This is a genomic window from Brevundimonas sp. CEF1, from assembly GCF_051353055.1.
Lineage (GTDB): Bacteria > Pseudomonadota > Alphaproteobacteria > Caulobacterales > Caulobacteraceae > Brevundimonas.
Genome location: NZ_CP195593.1, coordinates 2,745,344 through 2,767,629 on the forward strand (window position 1 = coordinate 2,745,344; position 22,286 = coordinate 2,767,629).

Genomic DNA, 22,286 nt, shown 5'->3' on the forward strand with positions numbered 1-22,286 from the left:
AGCCAAAAACGCTCAGTCCTCCAGCGCGAACAGGGCGTCCAGCGGCACGTTCAGCGCCCGCGCCAGCGTCAGGGCCACCAGGACGGAGGGGGTGAAGACGCCGTTCTCGACCGTATTCACCGTCTTGCGCGACAGCCTGGCCCGGTCGGCCAGTTCCTGCTGCGTCAGCCCCGCCGCCGTCCGCACCGCCTTCAGATGAATGACCAGACGCGGCTCAGCCACCGCTGGCCCGCCGGTCCAGCTGCCAGTAGCGCAGCCCCGCCGCCGACGACGTGACGAACATCAGGCCCGGCATGGCCGCTACCGCCGCCTCGGGCCGCCACAGTCCCAGAGCAAAGACGCCCAGCAGCCCGACCATGGCCACGGCCAGCGCCATGTTCAGCGCCGAACGTCGGAACGACAGGGTCAGTTCGTCCTCCAGCAACCGCTTCATCTTCTTGTCGCCAGAGTTGTCGAGCCCGGCGACCATCAACAGCAGAACCAACGGAATCATCGGCGACAGGGCAGCCATGCTCCAGTCCGCTTGGTCGCCCCGCCCGTTTGCGATGTTCCAGGCCCCGAGCGTTCCCCGATAGACCAGATAGAGCGACGTGATCGGCATCAGGGCCATCGACACGGCCCGCTGCTTCTGGATCATGTCGCGATAGCCGCCCTTGGCGTTTTCGACGCGGATGGTGTCGCCGTTGGGCATATGGCGGCCGCCCCAGGCGAAGCTGGAAGCCACGACGCTGATCCCGACGACCGCCAGCATCACGGCCAGCGGCTCAGAGGCCGGCCAGCCCGTATTCCATAGAAAAGCAGCACAAGGCAGGGCGGCCACGCCCAGCCCGCCCAGGCCGGCCGCCATCCACAGACGTCGAGCCCTATGCCGCTCGTTCGCCCTGGCCTTTTCCAATTCGTCGCTCATCCGCCCCTCCCGTGACACCTATGGGTTACACATATCACCTACAGGTTACATTGCAAGAGCGCCGGTTCAGAGCTTCTCCGCGCCAAGCCGCGCGGTCCAGAGGGCGGCGCGCTTCTTCAGTTCGTCCTTGCGCGCCATGGCGGACAGGTCGGGCGACAGGCGGTCCAGTTGCTCGAAGCGGAAGCTGTCGGCGCCGTGGGCGTTCCACTCGGCCTGCAACGACCGGAAGGGACTGCCGCCCATCTTCAGCGCGAACCACAGGCCGTTCTGCTGGGTGTCGATGTGGCGGCTCTGGCCCACCCAGACGCGGCCGGTGGCGGAACAGATGACGGCGAACACCCCGGCGATGGTTTCGCGGTCCTTGTAGTCGGCGATCATCGCCTTGCGGTCTGCGGACGTCATGGACGCCTCCTCTTGTTTTACCCGGATCAAATATCAGCAATTATTATCCGGGTAAATATAGACGACCACCGACAATCCAATCGCCGCGCGACGCAAGGCCCTTTCCCCACGACCGACTTCTGGCCTAGACGAAGGGTCGATTGATCCTCCCTGTCGCGCCGCTTCGAGAATTTCGTGCAAGACACCGTCCGCCGCATCCTGACCGCCCGCGTCTATGACGTGGCCGAAGAAACCCCTCTGGACCCGCTGAAGCGGCTGTCGGCGCGGCTCGACCGCCCGGCCCTGCTCAAGCGCGAGGACCTGCAGCCGGTCTTTTCGTTCAAGATTCGCGGCGCCTACAACCGCATCGCCAACCTGAGCGAGGCCGAACTGGCGCGCGGCGTCATCTGCGCCTCGGCGGGCAATCACGCCCAGGGCGTGGCTCTGGCGGCGGCCAGACGCGGCGCGGCCTCGACCATTGTCATGCCGACCACCACGCCGGGCATCAAGGTGGCGGCGGTCAAGGGCCTGGGCGGGACCGTGGTCCTGCACGGCGACAGCTTCGACGACGCCTACGCCCACGCCCGCCAGCTGGAACAGGAGACGGGCGCGACCTTCGTCCACCCCTTCGACGACCCCGATGTGATCGCGGGCCAGGGCACGGTCGGGCTGGAAATCCTGCGCCAGCACCCCGACCCCGTCGACGCCGTCTTCGTGCCCATCGGCGGCGGCGGTCTGGCGGCGGGGGTGGCGGCCATCGTCCGCTTCCTGCGCCCGGAGACGAAGATCATCGGCGTCGAACCCGCCGACGCCCCGACGATGAAGAGCGCCATCGACGCCGGCCAGGTGGTGACCCTGGATCAGGTCGGCCTGTTCGCCGATGGGGTGGCGGTGCGCCGCGCGGGCGACGAGACCTTCCGCCTGTGCCGCGACCTGCTGGACGACATCGTCCTGGTCGACACCGACGCCATCTGCGCGGCGGTCAAGGACATCTTCGACGACGTCCGCGCCGTGGCCGAGCCCTCGGGCGCCGTCGCTCTGGCCGGCTTGAAGATCTGGGCCGCGCGCCATCCCGGAACCGGCGCCCTGGTGGCCGTCAACTCGGGCGCCAATGTCAACTTCGACCGCCTGCGTCACGTCGCCGAGCGGGCCGAGATCGGCGAGGGCGCCGAGGCGCTTCTGGCCGTGGCCATGCCCGACCGCCGCGACGACTATCACCGCTTCCTGCAAAGCCTCGACGGCCGTTCGGTGACCGAGTTCAACTATCGCTGGTCCGGCGACGGCACGGCCCAGATCTTCGTCGGCGTGTCGCTGAAGGGCGGCGGCGCCCTCAAGCAGCCGAGCGCCGCGCGCGAGGCGATAGGGCAAGAAAAAGAAGACCTGATCGAACGCCTGCGCGCCGACGGCTACGCCGTCGAAGACATGAGCGACAACGAGACGGCCAAACTGCACGTCCGTTACATGGTCGGCGGGCGCACCATCGGCCTGCCGCACGAGCGCTTGCTGCGCTTCGAATTCCCCGAGCGGCCCGGCGCCTTCCTGCGCTTCCTCAACAGCCTGCAGCCCGCCTGGGCCCTGACCCTGTTCCACTATCGCAACCACGGCGACGACGTCGGCCGGGTGCTGGCCGGCGTCAGCATCGCCCCGGATCAGGTCGCCGCCCTGTGGACCGCCCTGGACGCCCTCGGCTACCCCTATGTCGACGAGACCGACAATCCGGCCTGCCGCCTCTTCCTCGACGGCGCCGCCTGAGGGGAAGCCGCATGACCTTGAACCGCCGCGCCGTCCTGGTCGCCCCGATCGGCCTCGCCGCCTGCGCCTCCCTACCCGCCCCCGCCGCGCAGCCGGGCCAGACGGTCTGGACCTTCGACCGCCTGACCGGCATCGGCGGCGAGGTCACCCATGTCGAGGGCGCGCCCCGCATCATCGCCAGCCCCTTCGGCCCGGCGGTGCAATTCGACGGCGCCGACGACGCCCTGTTCATCGACAGGCATCCACTGGCGGGCGCCGCGACCTTCACCTTCGAGGCCGTCTTCCGTCCCGACGGCGGTCCCTTCGAGCAGCGCTGGTTCCACCTGCAATCGGACGAGGCGCCGGGCGGCCCAGGCACCCGCATCATGTTCGAGATCCGCGTGGTCGAGGGCGGCTGGTATCTGGACGCCTTCACCAAGGGCGAGGGCTACAACAAGCCCCTGATCGAACCGACCAGGCTGCACCCCCTCGGCCAGTGGGCCCACGTGGCCCAGACCTTCGACGGGACGACCTACCGCGCCTTCGTCAACGGCGAGCTGCAGACCGAGGCCGAGATCGCCTTCACGCCCCAAGGCCCCGGCCGCGCCTCGGTCGGCACCCGCATCAACCGCGTCAACTACTTCAACGGCGCCGTGCGCGAGGCCCGCTTCACCCCCCGCGCCCTAACCCCGGACCAGTTCACCTCGCCGATCAGATAAGGCGCGGCGCGGCGCCCTCATGCGCCAGCAGCCAGCGCTTGCGCTCCAGCCCGCCGGCATAGCCGGTCAGGGTTCCGTTGGCGCCGACGACCCGATGGCAGGGCACGATGACGCCGACCGGATTGGCCCCGTTGGCCAGACCCACGGCGCGCACGGCGCTGGGCTTGCCGATAGCGTGCGCCAGCTGGCCGTAACTCCAGGTCTCGCCCGCCGGAATGGTCCTCAGCGCCGCCCAGACCGAGCGCTGGAAATCGGTGCCGCCGGTCCTCACCGGCAGGCCGTCCAGCGCCGTCGCGTCGCCGCCGAAATAGGCCGCCACCGCCGCCCGCACCGCCTCAGGCGCCCGACCCTCGCTCAGCGCGACCTCGCCGTAATGGCGGGCCAGCAGCTTCAGCATCCGCGCCTCATAGTCAGAAAAGTCAAAGGCCCGCACCGCCCCCTCGGCGTCGGTGACCAGCAGGACCTCGCCCACCGGCGAGGCGATTCGGTCCAGAATGAAGGCTTCAGGCTGCGTCTTTTTCATCGTCCATCTCCATCAGTGCGGCGCCGTCGATCCCCGCTTCGCGCAGGTGCAGCGCGCCATAGGCCCGCCAGGGCCGCCAGTGCTCGGCTCGCCCCAAGAACCCAGGGGTGGCGAGCCCTTCGTCTTCAAGCCGGTCGCTGGCCATGTCCGCCCCCGCATCAATCCAGTCGCCCGGCAGGCGCAGCCCGGGCCGCGCCCGCAGCAAGGGGGCCAGCAAGGCGTCCGCCGACAGGTCGCGCTGGATCGCCTCCGGGTCCGCCGACAGGTCGAACACCCGCCGCACCCGCGCCAGCACCCCCGGCAGCGCCTTCAGGTCCGAGGCCGCCACCGTGACCGCCAGCCGATGTCCAGCCTCGAACCGCGCCGAAACCTGGCCGCTTGCGCCGTCCACGTCCGGCGTCAGCGCGCGCCGCCACACGCCGTCCTCCACAATCTCGCCGCGCGCCCTCAGCGCCGTCAGCATGGCCTCGACCTCATAGGGCGCCCGGTAGGGCAGGCTCAGCCTGACCCCGCCGTCGCCCGCCCTCTCGGCCCGTCGCCGCAGGGCCGAGGGCGGCCGCCCATACAGGCCCTGAAACGTCTCGTTGAAGCGCCGCACGCTGCCGAAGCCGGAGGCCAGGGCCACCTCGGCCATGCCCAGATCGGTCTGGTGGATCAGGGCCTTGGCCAGCAGCACCCGCCGCGTCTGGGCCACGCTGACCGGGGCCGCGCCCAGGTGCTGGCGGAACAGGCGGCGCAGGTGCCGCTCGCCCACGCCCAGACGGGCGGCCAGGGCATCGACGTCGCCCTCATCCAGAGCCCCCGCCTCGATCAGGCCGAGCGCCCGGCTCACCGTATTCGAGGTGCCGCGCCACGCCCCCATGTCGGGCGCCGTCTCGGGTCGACAGCGCAGACAGGCGCGGAACCCGGCCTCCTCCGCCGCCGCCGCGCTGGCGAAGAAGCTCATGTTTTCCCGCTTGGGCGTTCGCGCCGGACAGACCGGGCGGCAATAGATCCCCGTCGTCTTCACACAGGTGAAGAAGCGCCCGTCAAAGCGCAGGTCGCGCGTCAGAACGGCCCGATAGCAGGCCTCCTGATCCAGACTGTCGCGGGCGTTTTCCATGCCCGCACCCTGCGCCTTCGACGCCGCCCTGTCTCGCGGTTTTCGGACATGGCGGCGCCGAGGACCGCAAGGCGGCTCAGTCCTTGATCGTCGCCATACGCCACATCTGCCGCACAATGTCGATCACCAGGGCCAGCATCAGCATCGCCAGCACCCAGCTCAGCACCGTCGACAGGGTCATGGCCGTGTCGAGCACGCCGCGCCCGGCCTCGTTGATGGCGCGTAGGGCCTCAAAACTGACGTTAGTCGGCCCGCCCTCGACGCTTGCGACCTGGTCGCCCTGGGTCAGGGTGAACCAGGACTTGGCCTGGAACAGGCGCCAGCCGATCCACAGCCCGGCCATCGACACCGGGATCTTGAGGAAGGCGCGCAGCCGCGCCGCCTGGGGCTGGATCAAGGCCAGGGCGTCCACCGCCGTCCCCGCCACGGCCCAGGCCAGGATGGGGCCGAACAGGGCGCTCCAGATCGGGGCGGCGGTCACCGTCACCTCGCCGCTCTTCAGGCCGATCTGACCCAGACCCGGCACATGAAGGACGCCGATCCACCACAGGACGAAGACCGTGCCGGCGATCAGCGACCACAGGGCCTCGGAGGCCTCGCGGCTTTCCAGACGGCCGGCCCAGTCGCGGGTTTCAGCCCTGGCGCTCGGCGCCCGCCAGGCCTTGACCTTTCCCGAACTCGACATGGCCGCGCCCCACTTGGCCGGGTCCGCCAGGCCATAGGCGGGCAGGTCCCCGACCCGCCACTTCGTCAGCCAGGCGGGCTTGACGCCGTAATGCTCCATGACCGCCCCGGCCAGGGTCAGGGCTCCCAGCAGGGTCAGGGCCCCGGTGAAGAAGCCGTGGAAGCCCTGGGCGATGGCCTGGCCGAAATCGACGGGATCGCCCAGCACGCGCAGCAGCAGGACCAGAGCCTGGACCCCGGCGACGACGATCAGCCCCGCCTTGGCCCCGAACAGCCAATAGGGAAACAACTCGGGCCCGATCAGACTGTCCGGCCCCTTGCGATAGCGGGCGGCGACGACCAGGGGATGGCCGATCTCGTGCAGGATGGCCTCCTTCTCCTCGTCGCCCAGGGCTCGGCCCAGCTCCTCTTCCCTCGCCTCGACGCGGCTCAGGATCAGGTCGCGCAGTTCGGCGACGATGTCCTCGCGGTCCTCGGTCGACAGCTGGGCCGCCACGGCCTCCAGATAGCGTTCGATCACGTCCATTTCGGTCTCCCTCCCCCGAGAGTTCACAGCATTCGATCCAGCGAGGCGTTGATGCCGCGCCATTCCTCGGTCAGGGCGGCCAGCATGGCCTCGCCCTGGGGCGACAGGACGTAGAAGCGCTTCTTGCGCTTCTCTTCCTCGCGCCATTCGCTGGTCAGCAGCCCCTGCCCTTCCAGCCGCCGCAGCAGCGGATAGAGAGTGGATTCCTCCATCTCCAGCCCGTCCGCCGCCAGGGCCTGACGCAGGGTGTAGCCGTAGCGTTCGGTCCGCAGGCAGGCGAGCACCGCCAGCACCAGGGACCCCCGCCGCAGCTCCAGCCGCATCGCCTCGAACAAGGCCTTGTCCACCTCGCGTCGCCTCACCTGCCGTCACATAGTGTGTGACACACAGTGTATGCGACATACTGTATGAGGCTGTCAACGACCTCGGTTATCGATCCGCCGGATGAACCAGGCGCCGTCGCCTCAAAATCGGTTTCGCCCCCCCTTCACCGCCCTCGGGTGAAGAACTCCACCGGGACGGTCAGGGTGATGCGTTCGCCGGGCGTCTCGGCGGGCGGGGCGGGCAGCGGCTGGGCGCGCTGGAGCAGGGCCAGGGCCTCGCGGTCGAGGGCGGCGTGGCCCGAACTGCGCTCCAGGGCGGCCGACAGCACCCGGCCCTGGCGGTCCATGGTGAAGCGGACATGGGCCACGCCCTGAAGACGCCGCGCGCGGGCCTCGGCCGGATAGCGCTTGCGCCGCTCCAGATGGGCCAGAAGCCGGCCCTGCCAGGTCTGGGTCGCAGCCGAGGCCGAGGCGGCGGGCGGGACGGGACGGCTGGGCGGGGCCGTGGTTTCGGGCGCGGGCGGGGTCTCCGCCGCGGCTTCCTGGCGCGGCGTGGGCGGCGGGGCCGGCAAGGGCTCGACGTCGGCGACGGCCGCGACCTGAAGGCGAGGCTGGATGGGCAGCTTGGGCGCGGGTTGCCGGGCGACGGCCTCGACCTGGGTCGGGCCGGGCGGCTGTTCGGACGGCGGACGCGGCGGCGCCTGCAGGCGCACCAGCTCGACCTCGAACACCGGCTCGGGCGGCGGGACGACCGGCGGGCGCGAGGCCCACAGCCCGCCCGCCACGATCAGAGGCGCGACGTGCAGCAGGACCGAGGCCGCGACGCCCGCGCCCCATCGACCGCCCCGGCGGGTCCGGCTTCCGCCGCGAACTTCCGCGGCGCGGAGCGCGGCGGCGGGCGTCAGGTCAAACGCCATTCCGACCTCCCGGCGACGGGCGCGACACGACGAAGAGCGCGCAGGCCGCCACGACGGACGCCACGGCCAGACCCAGCCAGAGACCGGGTCGAACCGCCAGCCAGAACAGGCCGTAGCCAAGCGCCATGCCCAGGCAGGCGGCGATCTTGGCCCTACGCGGCACAGCCCCCTCGGCCCGCCAGGCGCGCAGGGTCGGCCCGAAACGGGGATGGTTCAACAGCCAGCCCTCCAGTCTGGGCGACGACCGCGTGAAGCAAGCGGCGGCCAGGATCAGGAAGATGGTCGTCGGCATCAGCGGCACGAAGGCGCCGATAAAGCCCAGACCGACAAACCCGAAACCCAGGACCAGCCACCCTGCGCGCACAGATCGCCGGCCCATCGACATCGTCGTCGCCTCAGCGAAGCGCGGCATTGGCCAGGGCCTGAACCCGGGCGAAGGCGGCCTTGGCTCCGGCGACGGCGCGGGCTTCTTCGTCGGGCGTCAGGACGGCGGCGTCCAGGGCGGCGGTGAAGACGCGCCAGTGTGCGGCCGGCCCGCCGCCGGACGGGGCCAGATGCCGCGCGCCGTGGCTGTCGGACAGGCCCAGCCTGGCCGCCTCCTTGCGCAGCAGGGCCGCGCCCAGGTTCGAGCCCTCGGCCACATAGAGCCAGCCCAGGGCCGTCGCGACGTCCGCCGGCTGATCCCGCAGGAAGACCGGCGCCGTCTCGACCGCCGGCGTTTCCCGCCCCAGATCGGCCAGATCCGCCGCAATCAAGGCCATGCGCCGACGCTCGGCCAGGCCCGGCAGCAGGGCGATCAGGGCGGCGTCGTCATAGAGGGCGTCGATGTCGCGGTGGAAGGTCCACTGCACCCCCGCGAACCGGCCATAGCCCTCGAGGCTGTCGAACGACGACGCCTCCATGATCGACTTGTCCAGCCGATCATGAACCTCGTGCGTCAGCGCCTTCAGCCGCTTGGACCGGGGCAGATCAATCGTATCGGTCATCGATGAAACTCCTACTGGGGCTGGGGTCAGAAGCGGTAGCTGAGGCCGATGCGCAGGGTGTGCATCTCGGCGTCGGTGCGGGCCTTGCGGCCGTTGACGATGTCGGACGAACCGGGGGTCGTGACCCATTCGCCGACCACCCAGCCGTTCTCGTCGAAGATGAACTCGCCCGTCACAGGATCGGTCGCAAACTCGTAGCTGGTCGTTTCGCGACCGACGCCCTTGCGCGCCTGGTTGAAGCTGAACTCGCCCTTGCCGAAGTCGGCGTAGAGGTATTCGGCGCGCAGGCTCCAGCGCTCGCCGATGGCGCGCTCGACCCCGCCGCCCAGGCTCCAGCCATTGCGGTCCACTCTGGAGGTCTCGCTGAAGAAGACGTCGACGTTGTTGCCGTCCTGATCGGCGCGATACTGGGTGCGGGTCTGGGTTTCGCGCAGCCAGGCCGGGCCGCCGGTGACGTAGACCAGCGAGCGCCCGAACGCATAGCCGACCCGACCACGTAGGCTGGCGAAGCCGTCCCAGCTGTAGTCGACGCTGGATTCCAGCCGCCTGTAGAAGGACAGGTTGGAGTTGGGGTCCGTGACCAGAACGCTGGAGCCCGCGCCCAGGCCACCGGTCATGATGTCGGCCTCGAGGCCCAGAACGACATTGTTCTGAAGCTGCCAGTTCATGCCGCCGAGGACGCCGCCGACCGCGTTCTGAAGCCGTTCGTTGACCACGCCGCCATCGGCGACGGCGCCCGACAGGTCGGTGACGCTTCCCTTCTCACGCCCGAAGCCATGACCCAGGGTCAGGCCGAGATAGGGACCGCTCCAGTCCACGGCCTCTTCATTGCCTTGGCTGCTGAACCAGTTCCCTGGCCAGTTGAAGTCGCCCGCCCCGATCTGACCGGTCAGGCCCATGCGGAAGGTCCGGCCCGGCGCCGGGATGACGCCCAGGCTGAGCGGCTCGACGTAATACTGATCCGTCAGGTTCTCGACGCTCCAGTCCAGCGTCAGGCCCTCGCCCAGCTTGTAGCGGCCCGTCAGGTCCGCCGTGGCGTAGGCCTTCCACGGCACAGCGGCCAGCAAGGGCGCATAGCCGTTGTCGGTCGGCTCGAAGTCCGCCGCGCGCTCGCCGCGATAGACCAGACGCGCGCCCAGGTTCAGCCGATCGCCGAAGAAGTCTCGACTGACCGACAGGTTGGCCGCGAACTCCGGCGGGATGTAGTTGGTGGCGTAGTCCGAGGCCAAGGTGCTGCTGAGGCAGGCCTCGCCGGGGCGGCAGAAGGAGACGGTGTCGTACCAGGTCGCGCCCGCGTCGATGTTCAGGCTCCCGATCCGGTAGCTGGCGCTGGCCTCCAGACCGCTGAACTTGGCCCGGTCGATATTGTACATCTGCATCGAGAACTTGCTGCGGATGTAGCGGCGCGCGATGTAGTCCTGAATGTCGTTTTCGAACCAGACCAGCTTCAGGCCCAGTTCGTCATCGGCCGAGAACAGGTTGGCGCGGGTGTAGTTGGCCCCGACCTCCCAGTTATGCGCCTCTTCGGCGTGCAGGTCGGGATTGACCACCATGAAGAAGCCGGCGGTCGATTCCATCAGCGACGGCAGGCGCGAGGCCTGTTTGTAGGTGGCGAAGACCTGCCAGCCGTCGGCGGGCATGACCGTCGCCCCGATCGAGAAGCTGAAGGCGTCCTCGTTCCGATCCAGCAACGAGGAATGATAATAGGGACCGGTCTGCAGGTCCTTCAGCCAGTATTGCTGATAGCGCAGCCCGCCGTTCAGCCGCAGCCAGTCGGTCGGCTCCAACTGCATCTGGCTGAACAGGCTGACCTCTTCGCGCCGGCCCTCGCGCCCCGGCGTGCCCTGCCCCACCGGCGCCCACTGGCCGTCCGGCCCCGTCTCTTCGTTGAGGTAGGAGACGCCATAATCCGCCGAAAACAGACCCAGCGGCGTGCCCGTCACCGAGCTGTTGGACACGTCCGCGCCCAGGGTGTCGACATAGCGCGTCACCTTCGGCGTATTGATGATCGCCGCCGAGCTTTCGTGCAGTTGCGTGAACCAGAGGTTGGACTTCAGGTCGATCAGGGCGCTGTCCGGGTTCCAGCGATAGCGGGCGGTGAAGCGGTCCAGGCGGCTTTCCGACAGGACGCCGCGCTGATTGACCGTGCCGCCCTCATAGACCTCCGACGGATAGTTCTCGCCGAACTGGCTCCAGTAGCCGCCATAGCCCAGCTCGACCACATGGTCGGGCGCCGGGCGCAGCGTCGCCTTCAGCAGGACGGATTCGGTGTTGCTGGACGTGTTCAGCACCTCCTCGCCGCCGACGAAGGGCGTCGATCCGGCCGACTGATAGAAACCCGCGGCCTTGGCGCACAGGTCGGCCAGATAGTCGGTCGCTGCGCCGGACGCGCAATAGGCCGACGGCCCGCTCGCACGTTTGGGCGCCCCGTCCCCGCGCGTGCCGGCGTGATAGTTGCCGGAGCGACGGAAGGCGTAGCCCGCGACCAGATCCATCCAGTCGCCCTTGCGCGCAAAGACCAGACTACCCGACCCGCCGGTCGGCGCCAGGAAGGCCGGACGGTCGGTCCCACGCAGGGCGACCAACGGCTTCTGTCCCGCGTAGTCGGCGACCAGCAGGTTGCGTTGCTCGGTGCTGCCCGGTTGGGAGGTGTTGTTGGACAGGCCCAGCTTGAAGCGCAGGCCCGTGTCGCTGCCCTCGGGCACGATGTCGTCGGCCTGGATCGTGGTCATGCTGACCGAACCGCCGATGCCGCCGGCGACGGCGCTCCCCATCGACGGGCCCTTTTCGATGGCGATGCTGCTGATGAAGTCGGGGTCGATGAAGGTCCGGTTGCTGGTGCCCTGATAGCCCCGATACACGGTCGTGCCGTTCAGCGAGCCGTCCACCGTCACCGGCACCCGGCCCTGGCCCTGCATGCCGCGAATATTGACGTCGAGGCTGCCGCTGCTGCGCGCCTCTCCCGACAGGACGCCCGGCACGCTCTTCAGCATGTCGGCGGGCGATGTTCCGGGATAGGCTTCCAGCGTATCGCGCGAGATGACGCTGACCGAGCCGGGCGTGGTGTAGACGCTGTCCCCCGTTCCATCCCAGCCCGCCGCCGCGCCATTGCCGGAGGCGGCGCCGCGCCCCGCTCCGGTCGCGCCCTCGACGCGCACCGCGCCCAGCTGGATCACGCCCTCTGACGCCAGCGGCGCCGGTTCCAGTCGAACCGTGCCCGCGCCGGTGGAGCGATAGGTCAGGCCCGTCCCCGCCAGCAGACGCGACAGCCCCTCGTCCGACGACATCCGACCGGACACCCGCGCCGACCGGCTATTGGGCAGGGCCGCGCCATAGGCGATGTCCACGCCCGTCGCCCGGCTGTAGGCGGCCAGGGCCGAGCCCAGCGGCTGAGCCGGAATATCGAGGGCGACGACGGCGGCGGACTGCGCCTGGGCGGGCGTCGTCGCGACGACGGCTCCGATGGCCGTGGTGCCCATCAGCAGGGCCAGACCTAGTCGTCGGCCAGAGTTCAAGATCATCTTCATACGCGCCCCAGGAGTGCAGATCGGCAGGCGCATCGCCTGCCCTTGCCTATGAAGACGGGCGGCTCGACCATTCGTCAGGATGATAATGCGATTTATTTTCAATAATCGCCGACGACGGTCAAGGCCGACGTCAATCGCGTGATCCGCATCGGCGTCACATCCGCCAGCCGCGCGAGCCCCTCGCGGGCGTCCTCGGTCCCCAGGGTCAGGGTCACGCGCCGCGCGGCCAGGGCCGCATCCAGCACCACGGTCCGCCCCCCGGTCCAGCGATCCAGCGCCGCCGCCACCTCGCCCAGCGGACGATCGACAAAGGCCAGCCGCCCGTCTCGCCAGGCCAGGGCCAGGGGGTCCGCCGCTTCGACGACGCCCAGGCCGCGCGGACCGTAACGCAGACTCTGCCCCTCGGCGACCCGCGCCGCGCCGTCCCGGACGACCCGCACCGCATGTTCGGTCACGGACACCTCGGCGGCGTGTCCATGCAGGGCCACCGCAAAGGCCGTGCCCAGAGCCGTGGTCGATCCGCCCGCCGCCTCGACCACGAAGGGCCGCGCGGCGTCCGGCGCCGCCTGGAACCAGGCCTCGCCTTCCAGCAATCGGATACGGCGCCGCTGCGCGGTCAGGTCGACCGTCAGGGCCGTCGCCGTCGACAGCTCGATGCGCGATCCGTCGGTCAGGATCACCGTGCTGCGCTCGCCCGTCCGCGTCCGGTGATCGGCGAAGGGATGCGCCCCCAGGATCAGCCGCCCGCCGCCCGCCACGACCGCCACCGCCGCCCCGGCCCCCGCGACAGTCCTCAGCAGGGCGCGGCGGTCGAGCGATGGCGCAGGCCGGGCCAGTGTCGGCAGGTGGCCGGATGCGCCCCACAGCCTTTGCAGCCGCTCATAGGCCGCTGCATGACGCGGATCGGCCTCCCGCCAGGCCTCGAACGCCGGCCGCAGGCTCCGATCCGACGGCGCCTCGTGCAGCGTCACGAACCAGCGCGTCGCCTCGGCCATGACCGGGTCGATCCCGGCCTGGCCTTCCGTCCTTGGCTTGCGTCGATTCACAGGGGCGCTTCTCCGGGACGGCGCGACATGCACACGCCCTCGGAAGACAAGGACGAATAACCCTGCCGCTTGTCAGGGTTCCGCATCAAAATCGGCGTCGGCCGCCATCTGCAGCGCCAGCAGCGCCCGCGTCATGTGTTCGTGCACCGTCTGCCGCGAGGTCCCCAGCTTGCGGCCGATCTCCGCGAACGACAGTCCCTCGATACGCGACAGACGAAACACCTCCCTCGGGCGCGCCGGCATGGCGGCCATGATGCGGTCCATGCGCCGCAACTCGTCACGGGTGATCAGCGCGGATTCCGGCGACGGCCGGGGGTCCGCCACCCGGTCCAGCACCGCCTCGTCCGCCTTGATTTCGATGGTCGAGGCCGCGCGGCGCCGATGATCCACGATCAGATTGCGCGCGATGCGAAACAGATAGCCGCGCACATTGTCGATCGCTGCCCGGTCGCCCTGCGTCGCCGCCGTGATCCGCGCCCAGCTCTCCTGCGCAATGTCCTCGGCGTCCTGCCGGTGGCCGACCCTGCCCCGCACATGGGCCTGCAACCGACGATCAACCTCGTCGATGTCCTCGGCGGGCAAGGGAAGGCGTGGCGACAAGTGGGCGATCCGTCAGGGCTTGAGGGTGTCGGCCCTACACCCGTTGCGAACCGGTCGCAAGTTCTGCCGCCTTCCGACTAAGGGATCGGGGCGGCGTTAAGCCGTTGCAACCTCTTGGCCCGTTACAGGTCCAGCATGATGATCCGCCTCGCCGCCCTCTGCCTCGCCGGCCTGACGCTGTGCGCCTGCACGACCACGGTCGGCGGCCTGCCGGTTCGCAACACGCCCTCCGATCTGAGCCAGTGCCCGGACCTGAGCGGCGCCTATCGGGCGCAGGGCGAGACCCTCAGCCGCCGGGGCAAGCCCGTCGAGGTCCCCGACCTGAACGCCCTTCTGGCCCGCCCCCTGGCGGTCCGCGACCTGAGTCAGGCGCCGGAGATCTGGCGCGACGCCCCACCCTCCGCCGTCACCCTGTCGCGGCAAGGCGCGGTCTGGCGCATCGAGACAGTCAACGGCCAGGGCGCGACCGCCGAGGGCCGCCTGCCCCTGCTGAACGGCGCTTCCGATCCTGAACCGAACGAAGCGCCCTACGCCGCCGACCTCCTGTCCCGCGTCAACGGCTGCGCCGACGGCAAGCTGTGGATCACCACCGAAAGCGTGCGCACCCAGTTCGAGAGCTACACCGCCCACAGCCGCTTCGGCGTCCTGACTCCCGCGCCCGAGGCCCTGTTCCTGGATCTGTGGACCGAGCGCCGCCAGATCGGCCTGCTGCCCTGGGCCTTCGTCGACCGGTCCGTCGTCCGCTATCGCTTCGCCCGCGTCACGTCGCCCGCGTCGCCAGCGGCGGCGCGGCCGTAACGGCCCAGGCCTTCGGCGCGACCAGGGGCGTGGCGCACTTCGCCTCGATCAGCCGGCCGTCCTGCGTGCGATAGCGCACCGGCAGCGCGGCCGCGCAACGCGCCTGAATCGCGAAGAACATGGCGGACGCGTCGCTCGCCGGATCATGCCCCTCGACCGAGGCCAGCAGGGGATCGCCCGACAGCACGCCGCAGGTCTGGCCCGTATCCAGCTTGACGCCCTCCTCGACCATGTAGAAGCCATAGGCGCCCGCGGAGCAGTTCTCGCCATTCAGGTGAAACAGGGCCGCCGCCCGATACTCGTCCGCACTGGGTTGCTCCTCCAGCCTCACCCCCAGCGCCGCCAGCCGCGCCTCGATCCCGGCCCAGCGCGCCGCGCCCGGACCGTCCATCAGCACGCCGACCGCGCTGTCGGGCTGCAACAGGGCGCGGAAGTCGGTCACGCCATAGCCGTCGCCCGCCCGCCCGGCGTCCAGCATGGACTTCCACAGATCGAACACATCGCGCGCCCCCTCCGACGTCCGGCGCGTCTCCAGATCGGCGATCCACTGCACCACGACGCCGCAGTTGTAGATGGACGAGCCCGATTGCAGCTTGCGCGCCTCATAGTCGGCGTCGCCCAGGGTCTTGCGACAGCCGTTGAGCCTTTGCGTCAGCGCCCCCCGCGCCTGCTCCTCGTCGATGACGCCGGTCGAGACGGCGGCGACCACCGCGCCATACTCGGCCCCGCCCTCGTGCAGCCAGGGGGCCGTCTCGCCGTCCTTCGTCTCCACCCCGTGGCCGTTCCACAGATGGAAGGCCTCATGCCAGACGAAGGTCCCCAAGGGGACCGCCACGTCCGGCGGCGGCGCCTGCCACATGTCGCCGTGGAAGCGCAGCGAGATGACCCCCGTATCGGTCACGTCGCCGCGATAGGACATCGGCCCCGGACTGTCGGTCGAGATGATCAGCGTCGGCTCGGTCGGCAGGACATGGCCCAGCCGCGCCCCATAGAATTTTTGCGCCGCGAAAAAGCCGTCGCGCAGCAACCCCGTCAAGGCCGGCGGGGCCGAGGCGCTGGTCACCACCGCCGCCCCGTCGCGGCGCATCACCGCCTCCTGCGGCCCCAGATAGACATAGCCCTTGACCGCCTCGGCCGTCGGCAAGGTCGCCTCGCCGGCGACCGGGCGCGCGGTCAGGACCGCCTCCATGCCCTGCAGCCCCAGACCCGGCCCATAGAGGACGTAGCCCGCGCCGACGCGGGTCAGCCCCATGTAGGTGCGGTCCACCTCGGCGGCGTCAGGCGCGATCTCGATCTCGAAACGGTCGAAGGGTTCGGCGCCCTCGACGGCCCCGTCCTTCAGCGTCAGCCCCGGCGTCGTCACCGTCCATAGGTTGCGGATGACATTGGCCTCTAGAAAGACCGCCCGCGTCGTCGGTTCGGCCAGGCGCCAGGTCACGACCACGCCGCCCGACGCCGTGCGCGCCTCAATGGTCGCCGCCTGCTCGGCCAGCGCTGGCGACGCCGCGCCGCAAACCATCGCCAGGGCGGCGAACGCCCCCGTCAGCTTCATGCTCATGATGTCTTCCCTCCAACGCCCCGTGGTAAGGAAGCTTGGCCTTGATGGCGGATTTTCGTCAAACGCCGATTATCGACGACGGCATGGCCTAGGGCCGCTTCATGGTGACGCCGAACTCGAACTGCGATAGCAGGCGTACGAACGCTCGCCGAACGCTGGCGTCAGAGGAGCTCCAAGTGCGCAAACTCGCCCCCTTGCTGATCGCGTTCTTCCTGAGCCTGGGCCTGGCCCAACCCGCCTCCGCGATGCAGATCTTCGTCAAGACCCTGACCGGCAAGACCATCGCGCTCGAAGTCGAAGGGAACGACACGATCGAAAACGTGAAGGCGAAGATCCAGGACAGGGAGGGCATCCCCCCGGATCAACAACGCCTGATCTTCGCCGGCAAAGAGCTCCACGAGGGGCGCACGCTGGCCGACTACAACATCCAGAAGGAGAGCACCTTGCATCTGGTCGCGGTGCAGCCGCCGGCGGCGGTTCCGACGATGTCGGAGTGGGCCATGATCCTGCTGGGCCTGTCGCTGGCCGGCGGCGCAGCCTTCCATCTTCAGCGGCGGCGTCCGACCCAGGCCTGATCCAACGCCCAAAGGACCTTAGTCGGACTCAACCGCCTCGCCGCCCTGGACCATGCGCGTCACGGCCATGTCGGCGGTGACATTGCCCAGGGTGCGGAAGATGTCGGGGATGACCTCGACCGCCAGCAGCAGGGGCAGCATCTCCAGCGGCACGCCCATGGCGATGCAGATGGGGGCGATGGAGGCGAAGAAGCTGGCCTGACCGGGCAGGCCCACGGTGCCGATGCTGATCAGCACCGCCGTCAGCATGGCCGCCAGCAGTTGCCCCGCCGACGGCTCGATGCCGAACAGGTGGGCGCAGTAGATGGCCACGCCCAGGTTGGCCACCGGGCTGGTGATGCGGAACACCGCCACCGCCAGCGGCAGGACCAGACCCGCCGTCGCCCGCTTGACGCCCAGCATGTCCACCGACCGCTCGACCATGACCGGCAGGCTGGCCAGGGACGACTGGGTCGAGAAGGCCACCACCTGGGCCGGCGCCGCCGCCCGCGCGAACCGGCCCAGGCTCACCCGCCCGAAGATGACCGCCAGCGGATAGAAGATCAGGCCGATGCCGATGCAGGCGATGGAGATCAGGGCCACATAGTGCAGCAAGACCCCCGCCGCGCTGGCCCCCGCCATCAGCCCCACCCCGATCGACAGGGCGAAGACCCCCAGCGGCGCCGCCATCAGCACCCAGCGGACGATGGTGATCATGGTCTCGCCCACCGCCTCGAAGAAGGTGATCAGCGGCGTGCGCAGCCGGTCGGGCAGGCCCGAGGCCGCGAAGCCGAAGAAGACGGCGAAGACCACCATGCCCAGGATGGCGTCCTCGGCCGCCGCCCGGATCGGGTTGGACGGGGCGATGGTCTTCAGGAACTCGCTGAAGGGCGCGCCGGCGCTCAGGCCTTCCGCGCCCTCAGGCTTGATGGCCAGCAGCAGACGCGCGCCCTCGGGATCGATCGGCCACAGGGCGTGCAGGCCATAGGCCGCGCCCACGGCGTAGATGGTGGCGAAGACGATCAGCCCGCCGAACCAGGCCACGGCCTTCATCGCCAGCCGCCCGGTCCGCGCCGCGTCCGCGATGGAGGCTATGCCCGTCACCAGCAGGCTGAACACCAGGGGGATGATGGTCATGCGCAGGGCGTTGAGCCACAGCTGGCCCAGGGCCTGGATGAAGTCCGCCGTGGCGTGGCCGCCCGGCAGGCCCCACTTCTGCGCCCCCGCCCCGGCCAACAGGCCCAGCACAAGCGACAGCAGCACCATGGTGCTGAGAGAGGTCAGAAAGGAGCGCGCCGTTTTCATAACGGCGACGCTATCAGCGCCGGTGAAACACGCCAGCGGAACTTGCCGTCGTCCCTCAACCTTTTCGCGCCGCCCGGCCCCTCATGAAAGCCAGTAGCCCGACCGAGGATTGAGTCATATCGTCGTTACGCCGCAACCGGCACAGCCAACTTGGACGCCCTGCCATGTCACGTCAGCGCTTCATGTTCATTCTCGGCGCGATCGGCGCCGTCGCCGCCCTGTCTTCCGCCTCCGCTTCCGCCCAGCAACGCTCCAGTCCCGTTCGCCCGCCCAGCGCCTCCGCCCCCTCGGGCAGCTATCAGCAAAGCTGTCGCGGCATAAACATGAACGGCAATATGCTCAGCGCCCAATGCCCCAACCGCTCGGGCGCGCCGGTCTTCTCGTCGATCGACACCAACAGCTGTCGGGGCCGCGACATCGCCAACGACAACGGCTACCTGCGCTGCAGTTCCGGCGGCGAGCCCGTTCCGCCGACCCCGCCCATCCCCACCGGCAGCTATCAGCAGAGCTGCCGGGGCATCACCCTCAACAGCAACATCCTGCGCGCCCAGTGCACCAATATGCAGGGCCGGCCGGTCTCCTCCAGCCTCGACGTCAACGGCTGCCGAGGTCGCGACATCCGCAACGACAACGGCTACCTGCGCTGCAGCACCGGCCCTGTCCCGCCGGTTCCGCCTCCTGGCGGCGGCGGCGCCTTCGAGGCCATCGCCTACACCAGCGCCAACTTCGGCGGACGCCAGCTGCGCATCCGCACCCCGATCGCCAACCTGGGCAATATCTCCGGCTTCAATGACAACATCCGCTCGATCCGCATCATCAGCGGCCGGGCCGAGGTCTGCGTCGATTCCCGCTATCGCGGGCGCTGCGTCACCCTCAGCCAGTCGGTCAGCGACCTGAACCGCATCGGCATGGGCAACCGGATCTCCTCGATCCGCTAGAGACGGCGGCGGGAGGTCCGGCCTCGGGCCTCCCGCACCTCGCTTCGGCCCCTGCCCTATGGCGTCGCGCGCCCGCGCGCACTACCTTGACGTTCATGGCTCGTTCTCCTTCGACACCGCCCACCAAGCCCGTGCACGTCCCCGGCCAGAGCGCCAGTCAGAGCGCGGGCATGCAGGAGATGGCCGCGCCCTTCGTCCACGACGCCCCGCGCGGTCGCGGCGGCAAGGCCCCGCCCATGTTCGCCCCCGTCGCCGGCCCGCGTCTGACGCCGGAAATACCGCCCGCCGCCCCGGCCGACTGGGTCCCCCACCGCCCCTCGCGCGAAGGGACGAAGAAGGGCGGCCGCTTCCGGCTGGAGACGAAATACACCCCCGCCGGCGACCAGCCCGCCGCCATCGCCGAACTGTCCGCCATGGCCGAGGCGGGCGAGCGCGATCAGGTCCTGCTGGGCGTCACCGGCTCGGGCAAGACCTTCACCATGGCCAAGGTCATCGAACAGACCCAGCGCCCGGCCCTGATCCTGGCCCACAACAAGACCCTGGCGGCCCAGCTCTATTCCGAGTTCAAGGCCTTCTTCCCCGACAACGCGGTCGAGTATTTCGTCAGCTACTACGACTACTACCAACCCGAGGCCTACGTCCCGCGCACCGACACCTACATCGAGAAGGACAGCTCGATTAACGAGCAGATCGACCGGATGCGCCACGCCGCCACCCGCGCGATCCTGGAGCGCGACGACGTCATCGTGGTCGCCTCGGTCTCCTGCATCTACGGTATCGGCTCGGTCGAGACCTATACCGCCATGACCTTCACCCTGAAGGTCGGCGACACCATCGACGAGGCCAAGCTGCGCGCCGACCTGATCGCCCTGCAATACAAGCGCAACGACCTCAACTTCGAGCGCGGCATGTTCCGCAAGCGCGGCGACGTGCTGGAGATCTTCCCCGTCCACATGGAGGACCGCGCTTGGCGCATCCAGCTGTTCGGCGACGAGTTGGAGTCGATCCAGGAGTTCGACCCCCTGACCGGCAAGAAGACCGCCGAGCTGGAAGAGGTCACCGTCTACGCCGCCAGCCACTACGTCACCCCGCGCCCGTCGCTGAACCAGGCCATCACCGGCATCAAGGACGAGCTGAAGGAGACGCTCGCCTGGATGAACGAGAACGGCAAGCTGCTGGAGGCCCAGCGGCTGGAGCAACGCGTCCGCTTCGATCTGGAGATGATGGAGGCCACCGGCTCCTGCGCCGGCATCGAGAACTACAGCCGCTGGCTGACCGGCCGCGCCCCCGGCGAACCGCCCCCCACCTTCTTCGAATACATCCCCGACAACGCCCTGCTGTTCGTGGACGAGAGCCACGTCACCGTGGGCCAGATCGGCGCCATGTTCAAAGGCGACTACAGCCGCAAATCCACCCTGGCCGAGTACGGCTTCCGCCTGCCCTCCGCCATCGACAACCGCCCGCTCAAGTTCGACGAATGGGACGCCATGCGGCCCCAGACCGTCCACGTCTCGGCCACCCCCGGCAGTTGGGAGATGGACCGCACCGGCGGCGTCTTCGTCGAACAGGTCATCCGCCCCACCGGCCTGATCGACCCCCCGGTCGAGATCCGCCCCGTCTCGGGCGCCACCCGCAACCAGGTCGACGACGTCATCGACGAGGTCAAGGCCACCAGCCGCGCGGGCTACCGCTCCCTGGTCACCACCCTGACCAAGAAGATGGCCGAGGACCTGACCGAATACATGCACGAGCAGGGGGTGCGCGTCCGCTACATGCACTCCGACGTCGACACGCTTGAACGCATCGAGATCCTGCGCGACCTGCGCCTCGGTTCATTCGACGTCCTGATCGGCATCAACCTGCTGCGCGAGGGCCTCGACATCCCCGAATGCGGCCTGGTCGCCATCCTCGACGCCGACAAGGAAGGCTTCCTGCGTTCGGAAACCTCCCTGATCCAGACCATCGGCCGCGCCGCCCGCAACGTCGACGGCCGCGTCATCCTCTACGCCGACAAGATGACCGGCTCGATAGAACGCGCCATCGCCGAGACCAACCGCCGCCGCGACAAGCAGCAGGCCTACAACCTCGAACACGGCATCACGCCCGAGAGCGTTAAGCGCGACATCAAGGACATCCTCGACAGCCCCTACGAGTCGCGCGACCTCGACCAGCTGACCCGCCCCGGCGTGGCCGAGGCCGCCAAGCCCTTCCTCGGCTCCAACTTCCAGGCCGCCCTCAAGGACCTGGAAGGCAGGATGCGCGAGGCCGCCGCCAACCTCGAGTTCGAAGAAGCCGCCCGCCTCCGCGACGAGATCAAGCGCATGAAGCTCCTCGACCTCGAATTCGCCAACGAAGCCCTCACCGGCGCCGGCGAAGAGGTCGACAAGTCAGCCCCGAAGCGCTGGCGCAAGGAAGCCGCCGCCGAAAAGGCGGAGGCGTTCAGAAAGGGACGGTAGGCCCTTCCTTCTCCCCTTGCGGGAGAAGGTGGCCGAGCGGAGCGAGGTCGGATGAGGGGTCGCGCTCCGGTTGGCCGACGACCGGCCTTCATCCGACCGCCAGAAACCCCTCATCCGCCCCTGCGGGGCACCTTCTCCCGCAAGGGGAGAAGGAAAACATGCGCGCACCTCCACGCCCCAATCCCGATAATTTCCCGCCCTTCCCCCTCCGCCATCCTCTTTCGGCTCGCCCTACCCGCCGTCCATGCCACCCTGCGCTCGTTCCGTCGCATGGAGGGCTCGTAAGGCCTGCGACCTTGCGGCGACGGGAGCGGATGGAGCGGGGTCCTTGTCGGGCCGCGCGGCGTCCGTCGCGGTCTCCGGTCAAGGGCGATGGCCCAGCGGACAGGTCGCGGCGGGCTTCGCCGCGCGACCTACAGATGCAACGGACGGAGCAAGGGCGAACGCCTGAACCTTCGTCTCGTGGTCTCAAGTAGCCCGCAAGGGCGATAGACCACACGTCAGGACAAGGAGCCGATGGAGCCTAGCGACGGGGCGTTCGACCCGTCCGACATAGAGGTTTCGGTCAGGGTCGCGGGGGTTACGCGGACCGTTCCAGGAGGCCTGTCGCAAGCAGGTCCCTGCCTGCCGCGGGCGCCGGGGGTAGCCGATAAGACCGGCGCCTGCCCCGAGCTCGTGGAAGCCCGTCCGCGCGGAGCGCTGCGT

Annotated in this window: 21 protein-coding genes; 6 read left to right on the top strand and 15 right to left on the bottom strand. The window is 69.4% G+C overall.

The features are described from left to right. Positions 1-12 precede the first annotated feature (12 nt). From ACR9FL_RS13900 to ACR9FL_RS13910, 3 genes are all read right to left on the bottom strand, one after another. Complete coding sequence (locus ACR9FL_RS13900) at positions 13-222, bottom strand: helix-turn-helix transcriptional regulator (protein WP_436355999.1); 210 nt, start codon at positions 220-222, stop codon at positions 13-15. Continuing rightward, on the bottom strand, positions 215-907 hold the full coding sequence (locus ACR9FL_RS13905; protein ID WP_436356000.1) for a hypothetical protein: 693 nt from the start codon (positions 905-907) through the stop codon (positions 215-217). The genes ACR9FL_RS13900 and ACR9FL_RS13905 overlap by 8 nt, the downstream gene beginning before the upstream one ends. 66 nt (positions 908-973) lie before the next feature. Continuing rightward, positions 974-1,309 carry a GIY-YIG nuclease family protein gene (locus ACR9FL_RS13910; protein ID WP_436356001.1) on the bottom strand — a complete coding sequence of 112 codons (336 nt, stop codon included), beginning with the start codon at positions 1,307-1,309 and terminating at the stop codon, positions 974-976. Between the two features lie 174 nt (positions 1,310-1,483). On the opposite strand from ACR9FL_RS13910, the gene ilvA reads away from it, so the two are divergent. Both ilvA and ACR9FL_RS13920 read left to right on the top strand, forming a co-directional pair. Then, positions 1,484-3,040, top strand: coding sequence for a threonine ammonia-lyase, biosynthetic (gene ilvA, locus ACR9FL_RS13915; protein ID WP_436356002.1), 1,557 nt, complete (start codon positions 1,484-1,486; stop codon positions 3,038-3,040). Positions 3,041-3,051: 11 nt separating this feature from the next. Then, on the top strand, positions 3,052-3,738 hold the full coding sequence (locus ACR9FL_RS13920) for a LamG domain-containing protein (protein ID WP_436356003.1): 687 nt from the start codon (positions 3,052-3,054) through the stop codon (positions 3,736-3,738). Here the strand turns inward: ACR9FL_RS13920 and ACR9FL_RS13925 are convergent. The 10 genes from ACR9FL_RS13925 to ACR9FL_RS13970 all read right to left on the bottom strand — a co-directional run bounded on the left by ACR9FL_RS13925 (position 3,731) and on the right by ACR9FL_RS13970 (position 13,954). Further along, on the bottom strand, positions 3,731-4,261 hold the full coding sequence (locus ACR9FL_RS13925; RefSeq protein ID WP_436356004.1) for a methylated-DNA--[protein]-cysteine S-methyltransferase: 531 nt from the start codon (positions 4,259-4,261) through the stop codon (positions 3,731-3,733). The two genes, ACR9FL_RS13920 and ACR9FL_RS13925, sit on opposite strands and share 8 nt — an antisense overlap. Further along, positions 4,242-5,363, bottom strand: coding sequence for a bifunctional transcriptional activator/DNA repair enzyme AdaA (locus ACR9FL_RS13930; RefSeq protein WP_436356005.1), 1,122 nt, complete (start codon positions 5,361-5,363; stop codon positions 4,242-4,244). Before ACR9FL_RS13930 ends, ACR9FL_RS13925 begins: the two co-directional genes overlap by 20 nt. Before the next feature lie 76 nt (positions 5,364-5,439). Beyond that, positions 5,440-6,573: a hypothetical protein gene (locus ACR9FL_RS13935; protein ID WP_436356006.1), complete on the bottom strand. Its 1,134-nt coding sequence runs from the start codon at positions 6,571-6,573 to the stop codon at positions 5,440-5,442. A gap of 23 nt (positions 6,574-6,596) precedes the next feature. Beyond that, positions 6,597-6,896, bottom strand: coding sequence for a PadR family transcriptional regulator (locus tag ACR9FL_RS13940; protein WP_436358163.1), 300 nt, complete (start codon positions 6,894-6,896; stop codon positions 6,597-6,599). 164 nt (positions 6,897-7,060) lie between these two features. Continuing rightward, complete coding sequence (locus tag ACR9FL_RS13945; protein ID WP_436356007.1) at positions 7,061-7,813, bottom strand: energy transducer TonB family protein; 753 nt, start codon at positions 7,811-7,813, stop codon at positions 7,061-7,063. Further along, positions 7,803-8,192, bottom strand: coding sequence for a YbaN family protein (locus ACR9FL_RS13950; protein WP_436356008.1), 390 nt, complete (start codon positions 8,190-8,192; stop codon positions 7,803-7,805). The genes ACR9FL_RS13945 and ACR9FL_RS13950 overlap by 11 nt, the downstream gene beginning before the upstream one ends. A gap of 16 nt (positions 8,193-8,208) precedes the next feature. Beyond that, positions 8,209-8,799, bottom strand: coding sequence for a biliverdin-producing heme oxygenase (locus ACR9FL_RS13955; protein ID WP_296175600.1), 591 nt, complete (start codon positions 8,797-8,799; stop codon positions 8,209-8,211). Positions 8,800-8,825: 26 nt separating this feature from the next. After that, positions 8,826-12,326, bottom strand: coding sequence for a TonB-dependent receptor domain-containing protein (locus ACR9FL_RS13960; protein WP_436356009.1), 3,501 nt, complete (start codon positions 12,324-12,326; stop codon positions 8,826-8,828). Between the two features lie 98 nt (positions 12,327-12,424). Further along, positions 12,425-13,372: a FecR family protein gene (locus ACR9FL_RS13965; RefSeq protein ID WP_296175604.1), complete on the bottom strand. Its 948-nt coding sequence runs from the start codon at positions 13,370-13,372 to the stop codon at positions 12,425-12,427. Positions 13,373-13,444: 72 nt separating this feature from the next. Next, positions 13,445-13,954, bottom strand: coding sequence for an RNA polymerase sigma factor (locus ACR9FL_RS13970; protein WP_296175606.1), 510 nt, complete (start codon positions 13,952-13,954; stop codon positions 13,445-13,447). Between the two features lie 153 nt (positions 13,955-14,107). Here ACR9FL_RS13970 and ACR9FL_RS13975 point away from each other — a divergent pair, with 153 nt between their 5' ends. Further along, a complete protein-coding gene (locus tag ACR9FL_RS13975; RefSeq protein WP_436356010.1) occupies positions 14,108-14,770 on the top strand; it encodes a hypothetical protein in 663 nt (220 codons plus the stop codon). On the opposite strand, the gene ACR9FL_RS13980 is transcribed toward ACR9FL_RS13975, so the two are convergent. Continuing rightward, positions 14,733-16,328, bottom strand: coding sequence for a hypothetical protein (locus ACR9FL_RS13980; protein WP_436356011.1), 1,596 nt, complete (start codon positions 16,326-16,328; stop codon positions 14,733-14,735). The two genes, ACR9FL_RS13975 and ACR9FL_RS13980, sit on opposite strands and share 38 nt — an antisense overlap. A 176-nt stretch (positions 16,329-16,504) precedes the next feature. On the opposite strand from ACR9FL_RS13980, the gene ACR9FL_RS13985 reads away from it, so the two are divergent. After that, complete coding sequence (locus ACR9FL_RS13985; RefSeq protein WP_436356012.1) at positions 16,505-16,903, top strand: IPTL-CTERM sorting domain-containing protein; 399 nt, start codon at positions 16,505-16,507, stop codon at positions 16,901-16,903. Positions 16,904-16,921: 18 nt separating this feature from the next. On the opposite strand, the gene ACR9FL_RS13990 is transcribed toward ACR9FL_RS13985, so the two are convergent. After that, positions 16,922-18,187 (bottom strand): dicarboxylate/amino acid:cation symporter, encoded by a 1,266-nt coding sequence (locus tag ACR9FL_RS13990; RefSeq protein ID WP_436356013.1) that lies wholly within the window; start codon positions 18,185-18,187, stop codon positions 16,922-16,924. Positions 18,188-18,351: 164 nt separating this feature from the next. Here ACR9FL_RS13990 and ACR9FL_RS13995 point away from each other — a divergent pair, with 164 nt between their 5' ends. Both ACR9FL_RS13995 and uvrB read left to right on the top strand, forming a co-directional pair. Next, entirely contained in the window at positions 18,352-19,125 is a 774-nt protein-coding gene (locus ACR9FL_RS13995) for a CVNH domain-containing protein (protein WP_436356014.1), read from the top strand. A gap of 95 nt (positions 19,126-19,220) precedes the next feature. After that, on the top strand, positions 19,221-21,581 hold the full coding sequence (uvrB, locus tag ACR9FL_RS14000; RefSeq protein ID WP_436356015.1) for an excinuclease ABC subunit UvrB: 2,361 nt from the start codon (positions 19,221-19,223) through the stop codon (positions 21,579-21,581). The last annotated feature ends 705 nt before the right edge of the window (positions 21,582-22,286 follow it).

Excerpts from the sequence above, each read along its gene's own strand:
- ACR9FL_RS13905 (WP_436356000.1), bottom strand. The coding sequence starts at position 907 with ATGAGCGACGAATTGGAAAAGGCCAGGGCGAACGAGCGGCATAGGGCT.
- ACR9FL_RS13910 (WP_436356001.1), bottom strand. The coding sequence starts at position 1,309 with ATGACGTCCGCAGACCGCAAGGCGATGATCGCCGACTACAAGGACCGC.
- ACR9FL_RS13920 (WP_436356003.1), top strand. The coding sequence starts at position 3,052 with ATGACCTTGAACCGCCGCGCCGTCCTGGTCGCCCCGATCGGCCTCGCC.
- ACR9FL_RS13925 (WP_436356004.1), bottom strand. The coding sequence starts at position 4,261 with ATGAAAAAGACGCAGCCTGAAGCCTTCATTCTGGACCGAATCGCCTCG.
- ACR9FL_RS13930 (WP_436356005.1), bottom strand. The coding sequence starts at position 5,363 with ATGGAAAACGCCCGCGACAGTCTGGATCAGGAGGCCTGCTATCGGGCC.
- ACR9FL_RS13935 (WP_436356006.1), bottom strand. The coding sequence starts at position 6,573 with ATGGACGTGATCGAACGCTATCTGGAGGCCGTGGCGGCCCAGCTGTCG.
- ACR9FL_RS13940 (WP_436358163.1), bottom strand. The coding sequence starts at position 6,896 with ATGCGGCTGGAGCTGCGGCGGGGGTCCCTGGTGCTGGCGGTGCTCGCC.
- ACR9FL_RS13945 (WP_436356007.1), bottom strand. The coding sequence starts at position 7,813 with ATGGCGTTTGACCTGACGCCCGCCGCCGCGCTCCGCGCCGCGGAAGTT.
- ACR9FL_RS13950 (WP_436356008.1), bottom strand. The coding sequence starts at position 8,192 with ATGGGCCGGCGATCTGTGCGCGCAGGGTGGCTGGTCCTGGGTTTCGGG.
- ACR9FL_RS13955 (WP_296175600.1), bottom strand. The coding sequence starts at position 8,799 with ATGACCGATACGATTGATCTGCCCCGGTCCAAGCGGCTGAAGGCGCTG.
- ACR9FL_RS13960 (WP_436356009.1), bottom strand. The coding sequence starts at position 12,326 with ATGAAGATGATCTTGAACTCTGGCCGACGACTAGGTCTGGCCCTGCTG.
- ACR9FL_RS13975 (WP_436356010.1), top strand. The coding sequence starts at position 14,108 with ATGATGATCCGCCTCGCCGCCCTCTGCCTCGCCGGCCTGACGCTGTGC.
- ACR9FL_RS13980 (WP_436356011.1), bottom strand. The coding sequence starts at position 16,328 with ATGAGCATGAAGCTGACGGGGGCGTTCGCCGCCCTGGCGATGGTTTGC.
- ACR9FL_RS13990 (WP_436356013.1), bottom strand. The coding sequence starts at position 18,187 with ATGAAAACGGCGCGCTCCTTTCTGACCTCTCTCAGCACCATGGTGCTG.
- ACR9FL_RS13995 (WP_436356014.1), top strand. The coding sequence starts at position 18,352 with ATGTCACGTCAGCGCTTCATGTTCATTCTCGGCGCGATCGGCGCCGTC.
- uvrB (WP_436356015.1), top strand. The coding sequence starts at position 19,221 with ATGGCTCGTTCTCCTTCGACACCGCCCACCAAGCCCGTGCACGTCCCC.